General features: G+C 67.8%; 21 protein-coding genes. 12 read left to right on the top strand and 9 right to left on the bottom strand.

Annotated features, from left to right (window positions below):
- Nucleotides 1-9: 9 nt before the first annotated feature.
- Entirely contained in the window at nt 10-330 is a 321-nt protein-coding gene (locus tag OG716_RS26745; RefSeq protein ID WP_355124597.1) for a hypothetical protein, read from the top strand.
- Here the strand turns inward: OG716_RS26745 and OG716_RS26740 are convergent.
- Complete coding sequence (locus OG716_RS26740) at nt 291-953, bottom strand: hypothetical protein (protein WP_405133431.1); 663 nt, start codon at nt 951-953, stop codon at nt 291-293. The genes OG716_RS26745 and OG716_RS26740 overlap by 40 nt on opposite strands.
- Nucleotides 954-2,477: 1,524 nt before the next feature.
- On the bottom strand, nt 2,478-3,371 hold the full coding sequence (locus OG716_RS26735; protein WP_405133430.1) for a dienelactone hydrolase family protein: 894 nt from the start codon (nt 3,369-3,371) through the stop codon (nt 2,478-2,480).
- Between the two features lie 71 nt (nt 3,372-3,442).
- On the opposite strand from OG716_RS26735, the gene glmS reads away from it, so the two are divergent.
- Nucleotides 3,443-5,311 (top strand): glutamine--fructose-6-phosphate transaminase (isomerizing), encoded by a 1,869-nt coding sequence (gene glmS / locus OG716_RS26730; RefSeq protein WP_355124603.1) that lies wholly within the window; start codon nt 3,443-3,445, stop codon nt 5,309-5,311.
- 256 nt (nt 5,312-5,567) lie between these two features.
- Here glmS and OG716_RS26725 read toward each other — a convergent pair whose 3' ends face one another.
- On the bottom strand, nt 5,568-5,993 hold the full coding sequence (locus OG716_RS26725; protein WP_405133429.1) for a cupredoxin family copper-binding protein: 426 nt from the start codon (nt 5,991-5,993) through the stop codon (nt 5,568-5,570).
- Between the two features lie 467 nt (nt 5,994-6,460).
- Here OG716_RS26725 and OG716_RS26720 point away from each other — a divergent pair, with 467 nt between their 5' ends.
- A complete protein-coding gene (locus tag OG716_RS26720; RefSeq protein ID WP_405133428.1) occupies nt 6,461-7,909 on the top strand; it encodes an NAD(P)H-hydrate dehydratase in 1,449 nt (482 codons plus the stop codon).
- Nucleotides 7,910-8,233: 324 nt separating this feature from the next.
- Here OG716_RS26720 and OG716_RS26715 read toward each other — a convergent pair whose 3' ends face one another.
- A complete protein-coding gene (locus OG716_RS26715) occupies nt 8,234-9,106 on the bottom strand; it encodes a LysR substrate-binding domain-containing protein (RefSeq protein ID WP_405133427.1) in 873 nt (290 codons plus the stop codon).
- Between the two features lie 70 nt (nt 9,107-9,176).
- Here OG716_RS26715 and dapA point away from each other — a divergent pair, with 70 nt between their 5' ends.
- The 6 genes from dapA (at nt 9,177) to tsaD (ending at nt 14,438) form a co-directional block, all read left to right on the top strand.
- The gene (gene dapA / locus OG716_RS26710) at nt 9,177-10,067 is read left to right on the top strand and encodes a 4-hydroxy-tetrahydrodipicolinate synthase (protein WP_405133426.1); all 891 of its coding nucleotides are present in this window, start codon (nt 9,177-9,179) and stop codon (nt 10,065-10,067) included.
- 315 nt (nt 10,068-10,382) lie between these two features.
- Nucleotides 10,383-11,513 (top strand): alanine racemase, encoded by a 1,131-nt coding sequence (gene alr, locus OG716_RS26705; RefSeq protein ID WP_405133425.1) that lies wholly within the window; start codon nt 10,383-10,385, stop codon nt 11,511-11,513.
- Entirely contained in the window at nt 11,513-11,965 is a 453-nt protein-coding gene (tsaE, locus tag OG716_RS26700) for a tRNA (adenosine(37)-N6)-threonylcarbamoyltransferase complex ATPase subunit type 1 TsaE (RefSeq protein WP_405139929.1), read from the top strand. Before alr ends, tsaE begins: the two co-directional genes overlap by 1 nt.
- Before the next feature lie 228 nt (nt 11,966-12,193).
- Nucleotides 12,194-12,886: a tRNA (adenosine(37)-N6)-threonylcarbamoyltransferase complex dimerization subunit type 1 TsaB gene (tsaB, locus tag OG716_RS26695; RefSeq protein WP_355124615.1), complete on the top strand. Its 693-nt coding sequence runs from the start codon at nt 12,194-12,196 to the stop codon at nt 12,884-12,886.
- Complete coding sequence (gene rimI / locus OG716_RS26690) at nt 12,883-13,410, top strand: ribosomal protein S18-alanine N-acetyltransferase (RefSeq protein WP_297621253.1); 528 nt, start codon at nt 12,883-12,885, stop codon at nt 13,408-13,410. Before tsaB ends, rimI begins: the two co-directional genes overlap by 4 nt.
- Nucleotides 13,407-14,438 (top strand): tRNA (adenosine(37)-N6)-threonylcarbamoyltransferase complex transferase subunit TsaD, encoded by a 1,032-nt coding sequence (gene tsaD / locus OG716_RS26685; protein ID WP_405133424.1) that lies wholly within the window; start codon nt 13,407-13,409, stop codon nt 14,436-14,438. Before rimI ends, tsaD begins: the two co-directional genes overlap by 4 nt.
- 376 nt (nt 14,439-14,814) lie before the next feature.
- Here tsaD and OG716_RS26680 read toward each other — a convergent pair whose 3' ends face one another.
- Nucleotides 14,815-16,314: an Hsp70 family protein gene (locus tag OG716_RS26680; protein WP_405133423.1), complete on the bottom strand. Its 1,500-nt coding sequence runs from the start codon at nt 16,312-16,314 to the stop codon at nt 14,815-14,817.
- A gap of 579 nt (nt 16,315-16,893) precedes the next feature.
- On the opposite strand from OG716_RS26680, the gene groES reads away from it, so the two are divergent.
- Nucleotides 16,894-17,196 carry a co-chaperone GroES gene (gene groES / locus OG716_RS26675; protein WP_327143826.1) on the top strand — a complete coding sequence of 101 codons (303 nt, stop codon included), beginning with the start codon at nt 16,894-16,896 and terminating at the stop codon, nt 17,194-17,196.
- Nucleotides 17,197-17,338: 142 nt separating this feature from the next.
- Nucleotides 17,339-18,946 (top strand): chaperonin GroEL, encoded by a 1,608-nt coding sequence (groL, locus tag OG716_RS26670; RefSeq protein WP_405133422.1) that lies wholly within the window; start codon nt 17,339-17,341, stop codon nt 18,944-18,946.
- A 214-nt stretch (nt 18,947-19,160) separates the two neighbouring features.
- Here groL and OG716_RS26665 read toward each other — a convergent pair whose 3' ends face one another.
- The 4 genes from OG716_RS26665 to OG716_RS26650 form a co-directional block, all read right to left on the bottom strand.
- The gene (locus tag OG716_RS26665; protein ID WP_405133421.1) at nt 19,161-19,847 is read right to left on the bottom strand and encodes a hypothetical protein; all 687 of its coding nucleotides are present in this window, start codon (nt 19,845-19,847) and stop codon (nt 19,161-19,163) included.
- 665 nt (nt 19,848-20,512) lie between these two features.
- Nucleotides 20,513-20,824: an RskA family anti-sigma factor gene (locus tag OG716_RS26660; protein ID WP_405133420.1), complete on the bottom strand. Its 312-nt coding sequence runs from the start codon at nt 20,822-20,824 to the stop codon at nt 20,513-20,515.
- A gap of 1 nt (nt 20,825) precedes the next feature.
- Entirely contained in the window at nt 20,826-21,389 is a 564-nt protein-coding gene (locus OG716_RS26655; RefSeq protein WP_327146400.1) for a sigma-70 family RNA polymerase sigma factor, read from the bottom strand.
- 427 nt (nt 21,390-21,816) lie between these two features.
- On the bottom strand, nt 21,817-22,110 hold the full coding sequence (locus OG716_RS26650) for a WhiB family transcriptional regulator (RefSeq protein WP_153805677.1): 294 nt from the start codon (nt 22,108-22,110) through the stop codon (nt 21,817-21,819).
- 613 nt (nt 22,111-22,723) lie between these two features.
- Between OG716_RS26650 and OG716_RS26645 the strand changes: the two genes are divergently transcribed.
- Nucleotides 22,724-23,689 carry a hypothetical protein gene (locus OG716_RS26645; protein ID WP_405133419.1) on the top strand — a complete coding sequence of 322 codons (966 nt, stop codon included), beginning with the start codon at nt 22,724-22,726 and terminating at the stop codon, nt 23,687-23,689.
- Nucleotides 23,690-23,734: the final 45 nt, after the last annotated feature.

The following is a 23,734-nucleotide window of genomic DNA, read 5'->3' as shown; positions in this document are numbered from 1 at the left end:
GGGGGATCGATGGGTGGATTCGACGTGCTCGGCGTAGATCTGGACGGGCTGCGCGACACGATCACCACACTGCGGGGGTGCGCCGATACGCTCGAGCAGCAGTCCCGCCGGGTGGGTGCGCATGTGTTCGGCATCGGCAATGACGAAGCCGGGCGCAACTATTCAGCGTCGGGCGCGGCAGTGCAGCACGGATTCGAGCACATTGCGGCGTGCCTGCACCGCTGGTCTACGGTCACGGCCGCGACTGCCGACGTATTCGACGGCGCAGCCGCGGATTACGCGCGCATCGATCATGAGCGCGCGGCCGCGGTATCGGGGGTACATCCATGACCTTCGATATGAGCGGCAAATCGATCGACGACATCCTGGATTACGGCGCGCCCGGGCTGGAGTACTGGGAGCGGTTCCTGCCGCTCTACGACAAGGCGTTCACGGCGCCACATGATGTCGACCTCAGCGCCCTGCAAGCCGCATACGACGAGCAGCGCAGCGCCGATCTCGCGAAACTCGACGGCGCGCGAACGGAATTGGTGCAGGCGCTCGACCAATCCGAAGCGCAGTGGGCTGCCCAGTACGGTGTGGCGCAAAGCCTCCCGTCCTGCTGGAGCAGCGGTGCCGGCGGTGCGGCGCTCGCGATGGTGGTCACCCAATTGCGCCGGGCCCGTGAGGATATCGATGCCGCCCGCACCGCCGCCGCGGTCATCGGTGCTGCCGTCGAGCCGTTGCGGCAGGCCGTGCTCGGCAAAGCCGAGAGCGTGCTGGGGTTGCTCGAGGAAACCACCGACGGCGCAAGGAAACTCGCGATCGCAGGCAAGTCGCCGGACGATATCGAAGCCATGCTCGGCGATCACCCCGACCCCTGGCTCACCACCACATTCAAACCCGATGTGGAACGCAAACTCGCCGCATTCCAGGCTGCCTGTACCGCCACCGACCGCTGCTTCGAAACCCACTACGACACCATTGTCGCGGCCATGAACCAGATCCTGGACCTGCCCTACCCGCAGCCCGCCGCGATCCCCGTCGTCGCGCCCGCTTCGGAACAGTCTCCGGACGCCGCTCGGGGACCGCAGCCGAAACCGGCTCCGGCTGAACGGGGGCAACAGCCGGAAACGGCCCCGGGTGAACAGAGGAGGCAACCTCAGGCAGTGCCGGACGTCGGAGGGGCGCAGCGACCGGAACCGGCTCAACCACATCAGAGCTATCCATCGGTCACCTCAGGCGGCCCCCAGGCCGCCGGCTCCGCCTCGACCGCACCGGCTGCGGTGGAATCGCAATCCGCCCAACCACACTGCCCGCCGGACTCGTCGTCAGCCTCCGTGCCGGACCCATCCCCGGACTCCCGCGCTGCCGGATGTGTACAGCCCCAATCGATGCCGTACACCCCGCCTGAGGAGGCGCAGTCAGTTCCCAACGCTCGGCCGAATGGTTCAGCCCAGCCCGTGCCCTCTGCACCGCCAGACGGTGCCAACCGAGCTGCACCCGGCGCGCACTCTGAGGGTTCCAGTCATCTGCAGTCCCAGCCCAATTCGGATTCCCACGGCCTCACCAGCCTGGCCGACCTCATCCGATCCCTGCTGTCAGTCCTGGACCCCAGCAAGCTCTCCTCCCTGACAGATCTCCTGCACTCCTCCGACCCTTCCGCCCACCCGGATCCCGCTGCTGATCCCGCCCCGGACCCACAGCATCCAGCCGACCATCCGTCCCCAGCCGGTAAAGACGGCGAAGCCCCTGCCGATCGCTGCCCACACCCCGAAGCGAATCACCCTGGGCAGCAACAACATCCGGACCCCAGTCCGGCCACAACCTCCGAAAGCCCAGGCACCGAGCAGAAATCATCACCTGACAGCTGCCTTGCCCCTCCTGCGCAATCGGCTCCGGCCCCCACCTGCGATATCCCGCCGCAATCAGCGGAATGCCCAGCCCCGCAACAAGAAAGCCGAACCACCCCCAAGCCCGACGCACAATCCCCGGACCAGGGCCCACCATCTTGCATCGTCAAAGGCCCGCCCACGACAGAAGGAACCCCGCCATCGCCAGACGACGCGGCGCTCCCCGGCGCCGGTCGAGTTGCACCTGATCAGGTGCAATTAGCCCCTGACCGTGATCCCGCATCAGTCATACCCCCCCACCGGGCATCGCCACCGGACCCCTCCCCATCCTTCGCCGAAATCACTCCCCCCGGCGGAAATTCGCCCCCGTCCCACGCCAACGCCGATCCGACGGTAGAAATCCCAGAAGGCGGCGTCGAAATCCCCGAACTCTCGGATGCCACGCCGTGAAATCGGACGCGCCGCAAGGACGACAAACCGCACAGGTCGACGGCCGCGCAGAATTCCGCGTAGGACGCCGGTTCTTCCGCGTCGGGGCGGCGGCCGTCGAAGGCCCTCGTCATCCCGGCTTGCTTGGCCGGGATCCATACCTGCTGTACTCCAGCGGGTTTCGGCGGATTCCGGCTACGGGGGTGGTGGGTGTAATTACTTGCGGAGGGCTTGGACGAGTTGCAGGAGGGGGAGTTTTTGGGGGTGTTCGGGCTCTTCTTCCACTGCCTCGGGGTCGACTACTTCGGTGTGGGGCAGGAGGGCTTCGGGGTCGGCGAAGAGTTTGTATTTCTTGTCGCCGAGGAGTTCGAAGTTGAGGAAGCCGACGAGGAGGGCGCGGGTGAGGCGTTCGGTTTTGGGTTCGTGCTTGCCGGCGCCGAGGGCCGACAGGGCGCGGCGGCCCTCGACCATGCCGTTGTGCGTGGCCTTTTCGACCGAACGCAGAATCGTCTTGCCGCCCCAGGCGGTGGCGAGCGGGATGGCATTGGAGCTGACCGAGCCGATATCGGAGGCGCCGGCCAGGATCAGTGCGGCGGTGTCGATTCCGGGGGCGAGGGCCTCGGCGGACGGGGCGGTGGGGGACGGGAAGAGCGCGGCGACGGCCGCGACCTCACGCTGCGAGGCGGCGATGACCGCCGCGCCCGCACCCATGCCGTGCCCGGCCAGCGCCAGCCGGTCGGGATGCACGCTGATATCGCCGCCGCCCAGCCGCACCCCGGCACAGATGTCCAGGGTGGTGAGCAGATCGGTCGCGAGGTTCAGATGCGAAGGGATCGGGCCGCGTTCGGTATCGGGCGCGGCGGCAACGTAACCCCAGGAGGCCAGATGCTCGAGCAGTCGCCGATAGTTCGCAGCGCCCGTCAGCCAGCCGTGCCCGAAGGCCACCGCCGGCAGGTTGAGCCCTTTCTCGGGTGTGTACACCACCCCTGGCTGTCCGGCAATGCCGAGGTTGCCGCGCAGCACCGAATGCGGGCCGCGGGCGGTCAAAGTGCTCAGGAGCGATTTCACAGACGCCGACACGACAGTGAACTTATCCGATCGCCGGGCCATTGGGGTGTTTCGGCCGGTCCCGTCCGCACTGGGATTCAGAAGCCGGTACTACCCCAGTAGGCTGGTGGCCCATGTGCGGAATCGTGGGGTACGTGGGGTACCGGGACGCCCTCGGTGTGGTGGTGGACGCGTTGCGCCGCATGGAGTATCGCGGCTACGACTCCGCCGGAGTCGCCATTCTCGACGGCGCGGGCGGGCTCGCCGTCGAACGCAAGGCAGGCCGGCTGGCCAATCTGGAGGCCGAACTCGCCGAAACGGGAGCAGGTCGTTTCGCGGGCACCACCGGCATGGGCCACACCCGCTGGGCCACCCACGGCGCACCCACCGACCGCAATGCGCATCCGCATCGTGACGGCGGCGACCGGGTCGCGGTGGTGCACAACGGCATCATCGAGAACTTCGCGCCGCTGCGCCGCGAACTCGAAGACGCCGGAGTCGAACTCGGCAGCGATACCGATACCGAGGTCACCGTGCACCTGGTGGCTCGCGCCTATGCCACCGGCGCGACGGCTGGGGATTTTGTGGCCTCCGCGCTCTCGGTGGTGCGCCGCCTGGAGGGCGCGTTCACCCTGGTCTTCACACACGCCGACCATCCCGGCACCATCATCGCCGCGCGCCGCTCCACCCCGCTGGTGGTGGGTGTCGGCAAGGGCGAGATGTTCCTCGCCTCCGATGTCACCGCCTTCATCGAGCACACCCGGGAAGCCGTGGAGCTCGGCCAGGATCAGGCCGTTGTCATCACCGCGAACTCGTACGAGGTCACCGATTTCGACGGAAAGCCCGATGCGGTCCGCACCCGCCCGTTCACCATCGATTGGGATCTGGCCGCTGCCGAGAAGGGCGGCCACGACTACTTCATGCTCAAGGAGATCGAGGAGCAGCCCGCCGGTGTCGCCGACACGCTGATCGGTCACTTCCAGGACGGCCGGATCGTGCTGGACGAGCAGCGGCTCACCGATCAGGAACTGCGCGAGTTCGACAAGGTCTTCGTGGTCGCCTGCGGCAGTTCGTATCACGCGGGGCTGCTGGCCAAATATGCCATCGAGCACTGGACCCGGCTGCCCGTCGAGGTGGAGCTGGCCAGCGAATTCCGTTATCGCGACCCGGTTCTGGACCGCTCCACGCTGGTGGTCGCCATCTCGCAGTCCGGCGAGACGGCGGACACGCTGGAGGCGGTCCGGCACGCCAAGAGTCAGAAGGCGCGAGTCCTGGCCATCTGCAATACCAATGGCGCGCAGATTCCTCGCGAATCCGATGCCGTGCTCTACACCCGCACCGGGCCGGAGATCGGCGTGGCGTCCACCAAGGCGTTTCTGGCGCAGATCACCGCGAACTATCTTGTCGGTCTCGCGCTCGCGCAGGCGCGCGGCACCAAGTACCCCGATGAGGTGGCTCGCGAATTCGCCGAGCTGGAGGCCATGCCCAAACTGGTCGCCCGCGTACTGGAGTCGGGTGATCAGGTGCGCGCCCTCGCCCGGGAGTTCGCGCACGTCTCCACGGTGCTGTTCCTCGGCCGGCATGTCGGCTACCCGGTAGCGCTCGAAGGTGCGCTGAAGCTCAAGGAACTGGCCTATATCCACGCTGAGGGCTTCGCCGCCGGTGAGCTCAAGCACGGCCCGATCGCGCTGATCGAGGAGGGCCTGCCGGTCTTCGTGGTGATGCCCTCGCTGAAGAGCCGCCCCATGCTGCACTCCAAGATGCTCAGCAATATTCGCGAGATCCAGGCGCGCGGCGCCCGCACCATCGTCATTGCCGAGGAAGGCGACGACACCGTCCGCCCCTTCGCCGATCACCTGATCGAAATCCCCGCCGCCCCAACCCTTTTCCAGCCGCTCCTGGCCACCGTCCCACTGCAGATCTTCGCCGCCGAGGTCGCACAGGCCCGCGGCTACGATGTGGACAAGCCCCGCAACCTGGCCAAATCCGTCACGGTCGAATAGACACTCGCCCTGAACGCCTGACCGAGTCGGTCGGGAGCTGTCCGCCGCTGTCCTTACGATCGAACGGGCTGTCGCGCCCGAACGGCCGTGCGCCGGCCGAGCAGCTCTCCTGCCCGAACAGCCGCGTGATGGCCGAGCGACTTTCCCAACCGAACAGCTGTGACGAGGGAACAGCGCGTGTCGAGTTCGAACAGCTCTGGGAAGGCTGGTCGATCCTGATACGCGCTGTTCGGTGGTCTTCGGGATGCGGGCGGGGCTATTCGACCGTGACCGAGCCCTTCATGTCTGGGTGCAGGGGGCAGAGGTAGCGGTAGGTGCCGGGGGTGGTGAAGGTGTAGCTCCACTCGCCCTTGTGGATGATCGGGCTGTTGATGCCCAGTGCGACATCGCCGATGCCCTGCACCGCGTGCGGGGCCTTGTCGGAGAACTTCCAGGTCACCATGTCGCCGACCTTGACGGTAATAGTGGCCGGGGAGAACTTCATATCGTTCACGTCGACGGTCACCGCCGCGGGCTGCCTCGGACCCGAGGTGGCGGCGGCCGAGGTGGCGGCGGACGCGGCGGTCGTCGTGGGTGCGGCCGACTTCGACGAATCCGAGCCGCAGCCGCTCACGGCCAGCACCCCCGCCACCACGGTCACGAGGAGCAGGGCGCGGGCGGGCGAGTAGCGGCGGATCGACATGTCCGTCAGCGTAACCGTCACCAGTAGCGGGCCATTCGCAGGCGTCGCCTCTCAGGAAGACGCTGCTCCGACATGCCGGAAGCGCCGGTTTCGAGCCTGCCAGCACACCGGCCCGGATGCGCATCGTCTCCGTACAAGGAGAACGATCGGTCGCGTGTGCGATGCGAGTCCAAAAGTGCGACCCCGCGGTGAACCGGTTGATAAGCGAACAGGTTCCGGAGATCACAAAGGCGCGTCGGCCAGGGTTCCTCGGGGATCGCGCCCTCCACGTACGCACGTCGCGAGTCGCGGCTCATGTCTTTCGTGTGCACCCGTCGAGGGGGCTCGTGCCTCCGCGTACGCACATCGAGGGTTGGGGCTCACGCCTTCCGCGTGCATACGTCGCGGTCCGGCCGGGGGCGTAGTCTGCAGACGTCGTAGGCAGGCGGGGTTCGCCCCGCGGAACCCGCTCTCGCAGGAGGCGAACGATGACGGCAGCTGAGCTTCGCGGATACTTCACGGCCGATGAGGTTCGTGCGGCGGAGGCGGAGCTGTTCACCCGTGTTCCCGCCGGAATGCCTATGCGGCGCGCGGCTTTCGGGCTGGCCGAGGTGGTGCTGCGGGAGCTGCGGGAGCGGACCGGTGCAGTGGCCGGCCGGTCGGTGACGCTGCTGGTCGGCTCCGGCGACAATGGTGGCGACGCGCTGTGGGCGGGATCGTTCCTGCGGCGGCGGGGTGTGGCCGTGCGGGCGGTGCTGCTGTCGCCGGAGCGGGTGCACGCGGAGGGGTTGGCGGCATTGCGCCGGGCCGGTGGCCGGGTGGGCGCCGAGGTGGGTGCGCCGGATCTGGTCATCGATGGCATCGTCGGTATCTCGGGTCGTGGGCCGCTGCGCCCGAAGGCGGCGGAAATTGTTGCCGGGGTGCGTGTTCCGGTGATTTCTGTCGACCTGCCCAGCGGTGTCGATCCGGATACCGGAGTGGTGAGCGGACCGGCGGTTCGAGCGGCCGTGACCGTCGCCTTCGGCGCGTACAAGCCGGTGCATGCCCTGGCCGCGCCGTACTGCGGCCGAATTGAACTGGTGCCCATAGGATTACGCCTACCCGCGCCGAATCTTGCTGCCCTGGAACCGCAATCGATCGGGGCGGGCTGGCCGGTGCCGACATCGACCGATGACAAGTACACCCAGGGCGTCACCGGCGTCTGTGCGGGCAGCTCGACCTATCCGGGTGCGGCGATCCTGTGCACCGGCGGCGCGGTGGCCGCCACCTCCGGCATGGTCCGCTATGCCGGAACCGGCGCCGCTCAGGTTCTCGCGCACTTTCCGGAAGTTGTTGCTGCCCCCTCGATTTCGGAGACCGGACGAGTCCAGTCATGGGTCTTCGGCCCCGGCGCGGGCAACGACTCCGCCGCGCGGGACCGTCTCGCCGAAATCCTCGCCACCGACCTACCCGTGGTGGTCGATGCCGACGGCCTGACCCTGCTCGCGGCCGACCCCGGTTTGCTGAACGGCCGCGCCGCCCCCACCGTCCTCACTCCGCACGCCGGAGAGTTCGCCCGCCTCACCGGCGCGGACCCGGCCCCCGACCGTGTGGCCGCCGTCCGCAAACTAGCCGACTCCTGGCAGGTGACGGTCCTTTTGAAGGGCCGCGCCACCCTGGTGGCCGCCCCCGGTCACCCCGTCTTCGTCAACGAGGCAGGTGGCTCCTGGGCTGCCACCGCCGGCTCCGGCGACATCCTCTCCGGCGTCATCGCCGCCCTCCTCGCCGCCGGTCGCGACGCCACCTGGTCCGCCGCGGCCGCCGCCCGCGTCCACGCCCTCTCCGCCAACCTCGCCGCCCACATCACCACCGCCGAGGGCGCCCCCATCTCCGCCTCCCCCCTTCTCGCCAACCTCCGCAACGCCATCGGTACCCTCCGCGACCTCGCCGCCGCCTGACCACCTCGGTCCCCGATCGCTGCGAGCACGCCCGCTCCGGCCTGCGACAGCCGCCCGCTGCGCATGTGTCTTCCGTCGAGGAGCCCAGCTGTCGCGGGTCCACGCACAGCCGCGCTCGCCGCGGGAGGTTCCCGGCCTGCTCGCATCGACGTGCGGCCGTGCAAATCAGCGCGTCCGCTGCTGATCACCGGTTGTCCTGATAGATCACCGAGGGTGCCGCACGCGATGGCGAACAACCTGCGGCACAGCGTCACTCGCTGATGTTCGTGTTCTGCCGTGTTCCGGCCGCGTGCGCGTCGCAGACCGGTGGCGGGATCGGCGAGGTCAGGCCGGAGGGGTTATGGCTGCGTGGAGGGCGGCGCGGGCGGCGGCGACTATGGGGTGGTGGGCGGCGCCGCGGCGGTAGGCGAGATGGGTGCGGCGGCGGGTGGGGAGTGGTGTGAGGGTTACGCCGGGTGGGACCGATTGGGCGCCCAGGTCGGGGACCAGGGCTACGCCCTGAGCCGCGGCTACCAGGGCCAGGACGGCGCCGAAGTCGTCGGCGTGGTGGCGGATGCGGGGGGTGAATCCGGCTGCGCGGCAGGCTCGGACGGTCATGGCGTGGCAGAGGGTGCCCGGGGTGCCTGCGATCCAGGAGGAATCGCGTTGTGCGGCAAGGGGTTCGGCGACGAGTGCGGCGAGGTGGATGGTTTCCTCGAGGAGGGGTTCGGTGTCGAGGCCCGGTTCCGGGTCCACGGGGACGTAGTCGTACTCCTGGACCAGCGCTATATCGAGGAGATCGGCACGCAGGGCGGCGGGGGCGGCGGCCGGATCCAGTTCGGTGACAAGCAGTTCCAGATGCGGATGCTCGCGGCTGAGGGTGACCAGTGCGGGGGACAGGACGGTGCGGACCGCGGTCGGGAAGGCGCCGATGCGGAGGGTTCCGGTGAGTTCGGTTCGGGCGGTGGCGAGTTCGGCGGTGGCCTGCGCCAGGGTCGCGAGGATGGTTTCGGTGTGCTCGACCAGGCGCAGGGCGGCGGGTGTGAGGGTGACGCTGCGGCCGGTGCGCTCCAGCAGCGGCACCCCGGCCTCGCGTTCGAGCGCGGTCAGCTGCTGGGAGACCGCCGAGGGGGTGTAGGTCAGCGCCTCGGCGACGGCGGTAATGGTGCCGCGGTGGGCGAGTTCCCGGAGCAGGCGCAATCGGCGCAGATCGAGCATAAGGAGATCTTATGCTCGGAGACGGAAACGTGAAATAGACGTGAAGGCGCGTGGCGGCCACGCTGAGGTCATGACATTCACAGGGCTGTTCGTGCCGCTGATCACGCCTTTCACCGCCACCGGCGAGATCGCCGCGGCGGCGCTCGAAGCACTCGCGCACGAGGTGCTCGCCGCCGGTGCGACCGGAATCGTCGCGCTCGGCACCACCGCCGAACCGGCGACCCTCACCCCGGACGAGCGGTTGCGGGTGCTCGATATCTGCGCCGGGGTGTGCGCCGAACACGGCGCGCCCCTGATCGCCGCGGCCGGCTCCAATGCGACCGCCGCCTCGGTGCAGGAGCTCGCAGCCCTCGATCCCCGGGCCGTGGCCGCCCTCACCGTGGTCCCGTACTACACCCGCCCGTCCGAAGACGGTGTTGTCGAACACTTCCGGCACCTGGCCGCCGCCAGCCCCGTTCCCCTGGTGATCTACCACATTCCGTACCGCACGGGCCTCGCGCTCAGTGCCGAAACCCTGTGTCGCCTGGCCGAATTGCCGAATGTCGCAGGATTCAAATACACCACCGGCGGCATAGACGAAGCCACCGTCGGTTTCCTCAGCGCAGCCGCCGGCGACACCGCCGTACTCGCGGGCGACGACCTCTTCGCCGCACCCCTGCTCGCCCTCGGTGCCTCCGGAGCCATCCTGGCCTGCGCGAACGTCGCACCCGCCGAATACGTCGAACTGATCGCAGCCTGGCGGCACGGCCCGATCGACCGGGCCCGCCGCATCGGCAACCGCCTCGCAGCCCTCGCCACCACCCTCTTCACCGAACCCAATCCGACTGTGCTGAAGGGTGTTCTGGCCGCCCAGGGCCGCATCCCCACCGCCGCGGTCCGCCTTCCCCTGCTCCCCGCGAGCGAAGCTTCCGTCGCTGCCGCACTCGCTGCACTGCGGGGCGTTCATGCCGCCAGCTCCTGAAGCGGCCGCGACGCGCGCATCGACGCTCTGTTCGCGACTCAGGCACCGAATGCGTCTCCGCGGGCCGTTCCCGACCGGCTTCCCGTGCGTTGCCGCGTTCAGGGCAACGCGCTGACTCGGGAAGTGCCGGGCGAGAGCCGAATCGGTGGGCTGATCAGGTGACGTAGCCCGGTTCGTCTCTGTGGCGCTCTGCGCGGACATGCGTCGCGGGCAGGTGCAGATAGTGCGATTGCGGCGTGTCGCTGGGCGGGTCGAGGGGTTGCCGCGGCCGGGTGTGACGGGTGCCGCGCGGGCGGAGATGGCAGGATCGGTGCTGTGAACAAGCCCGATCCGCAGGTGGAGACCCTCGTCGATCTGAATGCCATTGCCCACAATGTGCGGATTCTGGCCGCGCATGCCGGTGATGCCGCGGTCATGGTGGTGGTCAAGGCGGACGGGTACAACCACGGGGCCGTCGAGGTCGGGCGGGCCGCTATTGCCGCGGGGGCGCGTGAGCTCGGGGTGACCACGCTCGAAGAGGCGGTGGCATTGCGGGCGGCGGGCATTACCGCGCCGATTCTGTGCTGGCTCAACACCTCCGATGCCGACTTCGCGAGCGGCATCACCGCGGATATCGAGATCGCGGTGTCCTCGGTCGCGCATCTGGAAGCGGTCGCGGCGGCCGCGCGCGGCTTGGGGCGTACCGCGACGGTATCGCTGAAAGTGGATACCGGGCTCAACCGCAATGGCGTATCCGCGACCGAATACCCGCAGGTGCTGGCGCTTTTGCGACAGCTGGTGGACGAGCGGGTGGTGCGTTTCCGGGCCCTCTTCTCCCATCTCGCCCACGCGGATTCACCGCATCACCCGACCATCGACCTCCAGCGCGACCGGTTCCTGGAATGCATCGCCACCGCGAAAGAGCAGGGCCTGCAACCGGAATTGGTGCATCTGGCCAATTCGGCGGCCACCCTGACCCGCCCCGATCTGGCGTTCGACATGGTGCGCCCGGGCATCGCCGTGTACGGGCTCTCCCCGATTCCTGAGATCTCCGACTTCGGCCTGCGGCCGGCCATGACCTTCCGCGCCCGCGTCGCCCTGGTGAAACGCGTCGCCGCAGGTGAAGGCGTGTCCTACGGCCACGAGTGGATTGCCGAGCACGACACCACCGTCGCGCTCATCCCCGCCGGATACGCCGACGGTGTGCCGCGCACCCTCGGCGGCCGCTTCGATGTGTGGCTGGGCGGTGAGCGCCGGCCCAATATCGGCAGGGTCTGCATGGACCAGCTGGTGGTGAACCTCGGCGAGAACACCTCCGGTGTCCGCGAGGGCGATACCGCCATCCTGTTCGGCGGCGAGGGTCTGCCGCACGCCCAGGAGTGGGCGGACACGCTCGGCACCATCCACTACGAAATCGTCTGCGCCCCGCGCGGTCGCGTCATCCGCACCCACATCGGCGGCGAGTGATGAACACCCGCGGCAGTCGCACCCTGCCGACGGTCGAGGACACCGAGGCCCTCGGCCGCGAACTGGCCGAGGAACTGCAACCCGGCGATCTGGTCATCCTCGACGGTCCGCTGGGCGCCGGGAAAACCGCGCTCACCCGTGGCATCGCCGCCGGGCTCGGCGTCATAGGCCGGGTCAGCTCACCGACTTTCATCATTGCCCGCCAGCACCGCGCGAGCGCCGACCCGGGCTCGATCGCCCTGGTGCACGTGGACGCCTACCGCCTCGGCGGCGATCTGGACGAACTCGACGCCCTCGACCTGGACACCGATCTGCACGATGCGGTGGTCGTCGTCGAATGGGGTCTGGGCGTGGCCGAGCACCTCGCCGACCGCCACCTCCGCGTCCAACTCCGCCGCGAACCCGACTCCGATATCCGCACGGCGGAATGGGAATGGCTCTCGGCCACCTGAGCACCCTCGAATGCGAGAAGCATCACGCTGACTCGGCCTGCCGACCGGGGGCCCGCGCCATGCCGTCAGCTGCTCATATCACCGAAAGGTCGCGGCCGTCCCGGTTCTGGACCGAGTGGAGCGGGGGAGCGAAGCGGAGGAGCGGAGGGAGGGAAGAACCGGGACCAAGGGCCGCGACCCCGCCGGAGCGAAGCGGAGGCAGATAGGCACAGTATTGTTGGGGCAATCATGCTTGTACTGGCTGTCGACACCTCGACCCCTGCCGTGACGGCGGGACTGGTGGAACTGGAACCGGCGGACGAGGGATCAACCGCACCTCGCATCACCACGATCACCTCCAAGGTGACCGTGGATTCTCGTGCGCACAATGAGGTGCTGACGCCGCAGATTCTGGCGTGCCTCGCCGAATCCGGTCGCACCCGCGCGGAGATCGACGCGGTGGTCGCGGGGATCGGGCCGGGTCCCTTCACCGGACTGCGGGTCGGGATGGCCACCGCGGCCGCCTTCGCCGATGCGCTGGGCGTGCCTGTGCACGGGGTGTGCAGTCTCGACGCGATTGCCGCCGATACCGAGAGTTACCTGCGCAATCCGGCCGAGCCGGTCGAGCTGCTCGTGGTCACCGATGCGCGACGCCGCGAGGTGTATTGGGCTCGCTACCGCGCCGAAGGCCGTATCGAAGGTCCGGAGGTGAGCAAGCCCGCCGATCTGGAGTCGGGCACCGCCACCGTGATCGCCGGATCTGCCTCGCATGTCGACTACTTCGATCTGCCCGTGCTGCCGGTGGAGACCCCGTCCCCGTACGGGCTGGTGCGCTGCGCCGCGCGCGATCTGCTGGCGGGCGTGACTCCCGAACCCCTGGTCCCGTTGTATCTGCGCCGTCCCGATGCGGTCGAGCGGAGCTATGCGCAGGTGGGCCGATGACCATCCGCATCCAACCGATGCGGCCGGCCGATGCCGTGCGCTGCGCCGAGTTCGAACAGGTCCTGTTCCCGGAGGACGATCCGTGGCACGAGGTTTCGTTCCTGTCGGAACTGGCCGCCTCGCACAATCGCTACATCATCGCCCGCGATCAGGACGATCGCATGATCGGATACGCCGGTATCGCCCTGCTGGGTGACGCCGAACATCCGGAGGCCGAAATCCACACCATCGGTGTGGATCCGGAGCTGCATCGCGGCGGCGTCGGCACCCTGCTGCTGCAGGCGCTGCTGGCCGAGGCCGGGCTGCGCGGCGGACCGGTGTTCCTCGAGGTGCGCACCGACAATGCCGCCGCCATCGCACTGTACGAGAAGCACGGCTTCCACATCATCGGTCTGCGGAAGAACTACTACCAGCCGAGCGGCGCCGACGCGTACACCATGCGCAAGCCCGCCATGGCCGGGTTCGCGCCGGCGGAGTTCCCACAGGGCGCCGGGTTCGCCGAAGACACAGAGGTCTCGTCATGATCGTCATGGGTATCGAAAGCTCCTGCGACGAAACGGGAGTCGGGATCGTCCGATACCTGCCGGACGGCACCTGCGAGCTGCTGGCCGATGAGGTCGCCTCCAGTGTCGATCAGCATGCCCGCTTCGGTGGCGTGGTACCGGAAATCGCTTCGCGCGCACATCTCGAGGCCATCGTCCCGGCCATGCGCCGCGCCCTGGCCGCCGCCGATATCGAGAAGCCGGATGCCCTCGCCGTCACCATCGGACCAGGTCTGGCCGGTGCGCTGCTGGTCGGGGTCGCTGCCGCGAAAGCCTATGCGGCAGCGTGGGATATCCCCTTCTACGCGATCAATCATCTCGGCGGGCACGTTGCCGTCGACACCCTCGAGCACGGCCCGCTGCCACCCGCGGTGGCGCTGCTCGTCTCCGGCGGGCATACGCATCTGCTGCACATCACCGATCTGGCGAAACCGATCATCGAACTCGGCAGCACCGTCGATGATGCGGCGGGTGAGGCCTTCGACAAGGTGGCGCGCCTGCTCGGCCTCGGCTACCCGGGCGGACCGGTACTGGATGCCATTGCCGCGGAAGGCGATCCGCACGCCATCGCCTTCCCACGCGGTATGACCGGCCCGCGCGACGCTCGCTACGACTTCTCCTTCTCGGGGCTGAAGACGTCGGTGGCGCGGTATGTCGAGGCAGCCGAGCGGGACGGTCGTGAACTGCCGATTCCGGATATCGCGGCCTCGTTCCAGGAGGCGGTCGCGGACGTCCTCACCATGAAGGCCGTGCGCGCCGCCCAGGATGTCGGCGTCGACACCATCGTGCTCGGCGGCGGCGCGACCGCGAATTCCCGTATTCGCTCCATGGCCGAAGAGCGCTGCGCCGCAGCGGGTCTCACCCTGCGCGTCCCCAAGCCCCGGCTCTGCACCGATAACGGCGTCATGATCGCCACCTTTGGCGCACACGTAATCGCCGGTGGCGCAAAGCCGTCCGCGCTCACCGTGGCCACGGACCCCGGCCTGGCCGTCTCCACCAGCCAGCTGTAGTCCCGCATCGGGCAGCAGAACGGCGCCGCGTGAGTTCGCGCAGCGCAAGTTCGCGCGTACCTCGCACAGTATCGGCAGTGGATTCGTGCGCGGCATGTGAACCCGTGGGCGGCATGTGAACCCGTGGGCGGCATGTGAACCCGTGGGCGGCATGTGAACCCGTGGGCGGCATGTGAACCCGTGCGCGGCATACGAACCCGTTGCGCAGTATGCGAAGCCGTATGGAACCGGAATGCGCTCGTGCGCGGACAGTGCGTATCCGGGCCAGGAGCATGCCGGGATGACGGGTGTCCGTGCTCGACAATCGGGCCGCTGGTAATGCAGTCCGCGACCGAGGAATCCTCGGTCGCGGTGGTGTCTTCGGTGCTCGGCCGGACTAATCGGTCGGGCTGGCCATGGTGGTGGTGCCGCTTGCGGAGCCGGAATTGCGGCGGGGGAGGCCGGAGGTGGTCGGGCCCACAGTGCGGGGTTCGCTGGTCTCGCTGTGGGGTTCGGTGGTCACCGGGGGCGGGAGGGTGGTGCCGAGTAGCGGGCCCAGGATGCGGGGGAGGTCTGCGGGGAACGGGATCTGGGGTAGGCCCGGATCGGGTCGCAGTGGCGGCTGGGCGATCGTGGTCAGCGGGGTGGTGAGAGTGCCGCTGGGGGCTGACTGTGGGGCCGTGGTCGGGGTGACCGGGGGTGCGGTGGGATGCGACGGATCGTGATTCGGGCTGCTGGTCGTGGTGCCGGCGCCGGACGCGCCGCCGGGCGGCGTGGCGGGGACGACCACCGGCTGCTGCGTACCGGAGATGGGCGGGGAGTAATTGGCGCCGTGCGGTTCCGGCACGAGCTCCTTCACGCCGTAGCCGATGATCAGGCCGACCACCACGATGGCGCCGGCCAGCGTGCCCGCCAGCTTGGTGAAGGTGCCGATCGGCGCATCGGAACCGCGGCTGATCACCGGGAAGGTCGTCGGCGTCGCGGAATCGGCCACCAGGGCAGCGCCTTTGGCGATCACGGCCTCGGGCTCGCGGACCGTCAGCACCGGCACGTCGAGCTGGCGTTCCAGACTCGACACCACGGCGAGGGTATTGGCGCCCCCGCCGATGACCGCGACCGCCTCCGGGAACTTCGGCGCCCGCGCGAAGACGCCACGGGCGAAGAGGGCCAGCTCGCGTAGCAGGTCGGAAACCAGCTCGTCGAAATCGACGCGGGTGAGCTTGAGCGGCTGCCCGGCCACATGATCGATGGTGACCGCCGGCGCGATGGACAGATGCTCCTTGGCCGCGCGGCTGCGATTGAGCAGCATGCCCCGATTCGGGCGGGTGCCGCGGCGGGCCAGGTGGCAGTCCAGCAGATGCTGCAGTATCAGTTCATCGACGGCATTGCCGCTGATGGTGGCGGTGCGCTCGGAGCGCAGCACGGTGTCGTCGGCGTGATCGGCCACGGTGACGGTGGTGCCGGTGGCGCCGATATCGAGGATGGCGACCGTTTGGTAGCGGTCCAGCAGGCCGGTGTGGCGCAGGAAGGCAAGGGCCGCTGTGCTTTCCGGAATGAGCCGCACATCGCGACGTTGCCGACCGATAGCTGAACGGATGATCTGGGCCTGTTCCCGGTCCCGGTAGGCGACTGCGATATCGCCGGGCGGGCCGGGCGCGTGATCATTGTGCGCGGCCGCGAGCGCGGCGGGATGGGTGCCGAAGGCGTGCACGTTCTCGCGTGGAATCTGAGTGGTCATCAACTCGATGGAGGAGGCCACGAGATCGCCGAGGTCGGAGTGGGCCGTATCCGCGGTGACGACCCGGTAGTCGAAGTACTGGGCGCCATTGGGTGCCGTGGCAACCGTCGCCGAGCACACCACCTCACTCCCGGCGGAGATGCCGAGGGATGTTCGCATGTTCACCTCCCTTCGAGCGGATGGTCCCGCGTGTAGACGACCATCTCGAACGGACCTGGGTGCAGCAACAACTATGGAAATGAAGCAACTGGGTGACACTCGGCGAAGCAGTGACGGGCTTGATGCGGCCTTGCCGCGCGGCCGTCGTCAATGTTGTCACAATCCGTTATCCGAACGTTACAGATTTTCGTATTTCTATGGAAGCCCTCAGATTCCCTGGCCGTTCCCGTCGGCGAGTCGTGCTGCTCAAAGGGTTGCGGCCGTCCCGGTTCCGGACTGAGTGGAGCGGGGGAGCGAAGCGGAGGAGCGGAGGGAGGGAAGAACCGGGACCAAGGGCCGCGACCCCGCCGGAGCGAAGCGGAGACAGATGATAGAGCCCGACCTTGAGTGCTGGCACTCCCGTGTATAGAGTGCTAGGTGGCACTGGTTGGTTGCTTCAGATGCCATCTCTGACTACTGGGCAGTGGTCCCGGCTCCCGCGACGACGGGGCTTGTGCGCAGGGTCAGACCATGACCGAACACCGTGAGCCCGGGGAACCGCCCCGGGCGCGAAGACCCCTGAAAAGTGGAGGGCTCAACGTGGCGAGCGTGAACATCAAGCCGCTCGAGGACAAGATCCTCGTCCAGGCCAACGAGGCCGAGACGACGACCGCCTCCGGCCTGGTCATCCCTGACACGGCGAAGGAGAAGCCCCAGGAGGGCACCGTCATCGCCGTCGGCCCCGGCCGCTGGGATGAGAACGGCGCCAAGCGGATTCCGCTGGACGTCAACGAGGGCGATGTCGTCATCTACAGCAAGTACGGCGGCACCGAGATCAAGTACAACGGTGGCGAGTACCTGATTCTGTCGGCGCGCGATCTGCTGGCCGTCGTCACCAAGTAGGGACGCACCAACTCTCCGGGGCCTTGAAGGGGCTTCGCTCCCGAAACCCCGGACTCTCCGCCTCGGCGTCGCCGCTTAACAGCCTCGACCCGGGGCGGAGTGCGTTCGCCCTCCCCAAACTCACTTCAGGAGTAGGTAATACATGCCAAAGCAGATCGAGTTCGACGAGAAGGCTCGTCGCGCACTGGAGCGTGGCGTCGACAAGCTCGCCGACGCCGTCAAGGTCACCCTGGGCCCGCGCGGCCGGCACGTGGTGCTGGCCAAGTCGTTCGGCGGCCCGACCGTCACCAATGACGGTGTGACCATCGCCCGCGAGATCGATCTCGAGGACCCGTTCGAGAACCTCGGCGCACAGCTCGTCAAGAGCGTCGCCACCAAGACCAACGATGTCGCGGGCGACGGCACCACCACCGCCACCGTGCTCGCCCAGGCCCTCATCAAGGGCGGCCTGAAGAACATCGCGGCCGGCGCGAACCCGATGACCCTCGGCAAGGGCATGAACAAGGCCGCCGACGCGATCACGGTCGCGCTGAAGGCCGCTGCCACCCCGGTCGACGGCGAGAAGGCCATCGCTCAGGTCGCCACCGTTTCCTCGCGCGACGAGGAGATCGGCGCGCTGGTCGGCAAGGCGCTCACCACCGTCGGCAAGGACGGCGTGGTGACCATCGAAGAGTCCTCCAGCACCCAGACCGAACTGGTCATCACCGAGGGCGTGCAGTTCGACAAGGGCTACCAGTCCCCGTACTTCGTCACCGATCCGGAGACGCAGCAGGCCGTCCTCGAGGATGCCTGGATCCTGCTGAACCGCGAGAAGGTCAGCTCGCTGCCCGATCTGCTGCCGCTGCTGGAGAAGATCGCGGAGTCCGGCAAGCCGGTCCTGATCATCGCCGAGGACGTCGAGGGCGAGGCGCTGTCCACCCTGGTCGTCAACGCGATTCGCAAGACGCTCAAGGCCGTTGCGGTCAAGGCGCCGTTCTTCGGTGACCGTCGCAAGGCGTTCCTGGACGATCTGGCCATCGTCACCGGCGGCACCGTGGTGAACCCGGACCTGGGCATCACCCTGCGCGAGGCCGGCCTCGAGGTGCTGGGCAAGGCCCGCCGCGTCGTGGTCACCAAGGACGAGACCACCATCGTCGAGGGCGCCGGCACCGCCGATGCCATCCAGGCGCGGGTTTCGCAGCTGCGCAAGGAGATCGAGAACACCGACTCCGACTGGGACCGCGAGAAGCTGGAAGAGCGCCTGGCCAAGCTGGCCGGCGGCGTCGCCGTCATCAAGGTCGGCGCGGCCACCGAGACCGAGCTCAAGGAGCGCAAGTACCGCGTCGAGGATGCGGTCTCCTCCGCCAAGGCCGCGGTCGCCGAGGGCATCGTCCCCGGCGGCGGCACCGCCCTGGTGCAGGCCGCTTCCACCCTTGTCGCCCTGCGCGATTCGCTTACGGGCGATGAGGCGGCCGGCGTCGAGGTCGTGCGGCTCGCGCTGCTGGCTCCGCTGTTCTGGATCGCCGCCAACGCGGGCGTCGACGGCGCGGTTGTCGTCTCCAAGGTCACCGATGGCAAGGATGGCTTCAACGCGGCCACCCTGACCTACGGCGACCTGGTTGCCGACGGCGTCATCGACCCGGTGAAGGTGACCCGCTCCGCGGTCGAGAACGCGATCTCGGTGGCGCGCATGGTGCTCACCACCGAGAGTGCCATCGTGGAGAAGCCGGCCGAGGAGCCGGCTGGTGCCCACCACGGCCACTCGCACTGAAAGTAGCCACCGCGCACAGCGGTTGAGCCACTGAGCAACACGGCCCCCGGACACGAAATGTGTCCGGGGGCCGTGTCGTAGGGGAGACAGCGTGGATAGCGGGGGAATGCGCGGCCACGGCCCGCCGAGGGGACCGGCCGGGAGAAGGTCCAGTGTCGGACCGGGTGGACCGCAACCGACCGGATCGCCCGGGGCGCAGCCGATATCGAGACGGTCAGGTCAGGCCGCAGCGCGCGAGGAGGGCATCTGTTTCATCCTGGCGGAGCTCGCGGACCAGGTCGCAGGAGGCGCGGAGGGCTTCGTGCACAACGGGATACATGTTGGACGGATTCCAGCCGAACTGGATGCCGCGCGGTTCCACGAGCAAGAACGGGGTGCCGTCGAGGGTGGGGAGTTCGCCGACCGCGGCGGATCCGGGCATGAACAGGCCGCCGGGGTAGGTGAAGTTGAAGCGCGCGTGCTCGCTGAGGTGCTGCGCATTGCGCTCTTCGTGGTCGAGTCCGTAATTGCGCGCGTAGCGGACATTGAACTCATCGAGCGGTTCGGCATCGAGATAGCCGGGGCCGCAATGCCGGAGCAAGGCGTCCTGCAGCAGCGCGTAGCAGTGGTAGAGGCGGTCGCGCAGGCCGATCAGGCGGAACCGGTAGGCGCGGTGATTGCGCGGATCGAGGACCAGCAGCTCCAGATCGTCGTGGAGGGTGAAGACCTCGCGCAGGAAGAACGGCACCAGGCCCGCTTCCTCGAGCTCGTCCAGGCGGGCCATCATCTCCGGGCGCAGTCGCCAGCGCTTACGGGTTTCCTTGGACCGGCACAGCATGGTCATGGCCGCGGGGAAGGTCAGGTGGGTGGCGGCCCGGGTCGCCTCGTCGGGATGCTCGGCGAGGGCGTCCAGCTGCCGCACCAGCAATTCCAGCGTCGTATCGATGGGCAGCCCCGGGATCGGCGCCGTTCTCGACCAGCGTGCCGCACAGCAGGCCGAGCACCGCCGTGTGGAACAGATCCCCGCCCGGCATGAGGTTGCGCAGCTCCACGACGGCCGAATTCAGATCGGCAGGTGCCAGCGCGGACAGCAGTTGCGAGACCTCACCGCCCGCCTCCGGTGGCAGGAACAACCCGCGCCCGGAGGTGACGGATTCGATCTCTTCAATGCTGGTAGGTCCCTTGACGAACTCGCCCAATATCTGCAGCGCCATGAATCCCCTTCCGTTCAGGAAACGTATACAACCGCGTCCTGATCCGCTGAGTTACCCCAACGGAGTTGGCCGGCATGCCGAAGCATGCGGGTCTTCCCGTGGCAATACCTCCGCCCGTTCACGTACGGGTCTCACAAGGTTTCCATCGGGCATTTTTACCGTCCCGACGCAACTCGCCGTGGACGCCGACCGATCCACGGTCGAAATCTGTTGACCTGTAAAACAGTTTTCGCTGTCTCCGACGTCGGCTTGGTTTTCACCGCTGCCTGAGACCGAGTCAAAGATACTCGATGAAAGCTGGTGTGGCACTGGATTTCCCGCCCGTCGAACGGACTGGGCGGGTGCCCAAGATTGCGGAGCTGGGTTTGCCTGCTCAGTCGTTGGCTGCGCGGCTGTGCCCATTGCTGGGGTAGAGCACGGTGCGGTTGTGCTGTATCGCGGTTGCTGGCGCCTGGTCTGCTGCTACGGCGGCGAGTACGCGGTCGCGGAGCGCGAGCGGCGGCGGGGTGGCCGCCGCGGTCGCGAACTGGGCGAGAGCATCTCGGGTGTGCTGCACTTCCTGGGTGAAGTCCGCGCGCAGCACCGGGTCGCCGGTATCCAGTAGATCCTGCACTGCGCGCTGATCCTCGTCGCCGATCGATCCCAGCGCGACAGTGTGCGCGAGATCGATCTGGCTTTCGTTCATCTCACGTCACTCCCAAACTTTTCTTGAGTCGTGTCAGTCCATCCCGAATACGGGACTTAACGGTAGGTAACCCTACGCCGAGATAGGTTGCGACCTCGGCATATGTCCGTCCGCCGAAGTAGGCGAGCGATATGGCTTCCCGCTGCGTCTCCGTGAGGGTCGCGAGACCCTGGCGGACCGCCTGCTGCTCCAGCCGTCGTCCCACTTCTTCGGTGACTTCATCGAATTCGTTACCGAGTGTGCTCGTGCCGTAAGCGACTTCGCGCTGTGCGTGGGCTTGCTCGGCGCGCACGCGATCGACCGCGCGGCGATGGGCAAGTGTCATGAGCCAGGTAACGGCGGAGCCCTTGGCCGGATCGAAATTGGCTGCGGTGCGCCAGATCTGGAGGTAGACCTCCTGAGTGGTCTCCTCCGCGTACCCCGGATCGTGTAGCACCCGTAGCACCAGCCCGAACACCCGTGCGCAGGTGCGGTCGTACAGCTCGGCGAATGCCCGCTCGTCCGACTCCCCGCAACGAGAGAGAAGTGCGGCTAGCTCGAGGCTTTCGGCTGCGCGCGCCGTCATCGCAGAGGAGTTGCCCTCTGCGGCCGGCGGCCGCGCTGTCACAACGCTCCGTTCTGTGTCATCGGCCACGAGGGTAGCCTGCCGCTATAACCTCCTCTCGGGTGGGGGTATCGGCAAAACGACTGTCGCGCAGCGGTTTTCCGTTTTGTACCGACTTGCCCAAGCTGTCCTGAAGAGGGACACGCCGTGACACGCCGGAGCTTTCGGGAAACGCCGAAGCCTCGCCAGTTCTGGAACCGATTCCCGCCTGAGCAGTGGCCGGTTGTTTGCTAGGCATTCGGCGCGCCGCGCCGCGCGGATGGGAAATTTCCTGAACTCGCACCACCCGTGGTCAGCGGCAACGTCCTGGTGGCTCGAGCGAAAGGCACCGTGCGCCTCGCCCGTACCGCTGGTCAACAGCAGTCACAGGGGTACGGGAGAAAAACGACTATGCGACCGCCCGGCGGCGGTTACGGCGGGCGTGCATCTCACGCTCGGTCTCGGACATTCCACCCCAGATTCCGTACGGCTCACTCACCTTCAGGGCGTGTGAACGGCACTGCAGCAGGACGGGGCAGGCCCGGCAGACTTCCTTGGCGCGCATCTCGCGCTGGGCCCGAGCCCGGCCGCGTTCGCCGTCCGGATGGAAGAACACCGAAGAGTCCTGTCCCCGGCAGGACCCGCGCATCTGCCAGTCCCAGACATCGGCATTCGGACCAGGGAGGTGGGTCGGCATAGGCATGGTGAACTCCTCTTGGTGCGAGCTCGTCGGCATTGTCGAGCGTGTGCTTGTGGCAACGGTTGGGCGGCATCACCGGTGCCCCGGCGATCGCTCTCCATCGGCGGCCGTAATTTCACACGGCGCCGATGGCGGCGATGTCGTACGTTAGGTCCGACAATGAATTCGAGTCAATAGTGCGTTCCGCTGAGATTCAAATACTGGCGCATTAGAGAATTAACATCGTTGCTGTTTACAAAGTGGGTCCACTGTGGTGATACTGATCGGTTGCCTAGGAGCGTACCCGGCGGGCGATAGCACAGACCTGTGGGCTAATTACCTGGTGAAGGCCACTTTTCGAGTTCGAATGCCAGCAACTCGGGCTATGCGGGAGTGGCGATCAGCGTGATCTCAACCATTGCGCCCGATCGGATGGTGACGGTCGAGATGGCCGATTCGAGGCCGCCAGGTTAATAGCGCGAAACGCCATACGAATTCCTTACGGGCGTGCTGGCCGATAGCGAGCACAGATTTACGGAGTGGAAACATAATCGCAGTAGAGAATGCTGCAATGTTGCTGCGCTTCTGTGATATGGCGGCCGCGGCCGGCCCCGGTGGCACTGGTTACAGTGCGGCAGTGTCTGTGCTCGAAGTGAACTCGCTACTCGCCGCTACCGCTTTCGGCGCCGAACCCGGTCGCGCTGCTGCCGGATTGCCCACACCCGATAATTCTGCGGAGAGCTGGCTGCGCGCGGTCGCTCTCGGCGGTGTCGGGCACTATGCCGCCGCCCGGACCGAACTCCGCCGCGCCCGTGCCGGGACCACCGATCCGGTGCTGCGCTCACTAACCCACAGCCTCGAAGGTTCCCTGCTGCGCCAGCTCGGCTGGCACGCGCACGCCGCCGTGGCCGACGGCCGCGCCGCCCTCGTCCTGTCCGCGAACCCCGCGTCCGGGCTCGGCGTGAGTGGTTCCGACGGTTCCGGGGTCATCCTCAGGTCGGATATTGCTCGCGCCGAAGCGGTTTGCGATGCATTGACGGGCCTGGCCGCGGACGCCCTCGGTACCGCTCGCCCGGCGCTTGCTGCCCGGCTGCTACAGCGTTGCCATGCGGAGTTGGATGCGGTCTCGGACAAGCCTTCGGCCCTGTGGCGTCAGCGCATCCGCCTGCACTGGGTGTCTGCTGAGACGGCGCTGTCCGCTCCCGGCGCCGGCTTGATCGCCGCGCCGGAACCCGATGGCCGGATTCCGCTCGCCGCGGGGGCCGGTGGCGGGACCTCCGATCCGGCCCTCGCGCATGCCGAAACGGCGCTCGAACTGGCCGAGCACTCACCCTCGCAGCGCCATCGCGTGAAGTCCCGGCTACTGGTCGCCGCCGCGGCCGCGGCCTCCGGGGACCTCGGGCGGTCCCGTCACCTCGCCGCCGAAACCGTCAGGGAATGCCGGGAATTCGAACTGCTGCCGCTGCGCTGGGCATGCGCCATGCTGCGCTCGGGGGTGGACCCGGAGGCCGGCGGTGCCGCCGAGGCAGTCGAATGTGCACGTTTGCTGGAGGCTCGCGGGGGGCGATTGCGTTCGGCCACCGACCTTCTCGGCTGTCCCTGAGCACTCCCCGAGATGTCCCTGAGTGGTCCCCGAGACTGACCCCCG

Source organism: Nocardia sp. NBC_01388, assembly GCF_045040085.1.
GTDB lineage: Bacteria > Actinomycetota > Actinomycetes > Mycobacteriales > Mycobacteriaceae > Nocardia.
This window is presented reverse-complemented; position numbering and strand designations above follow the sequence as displayed.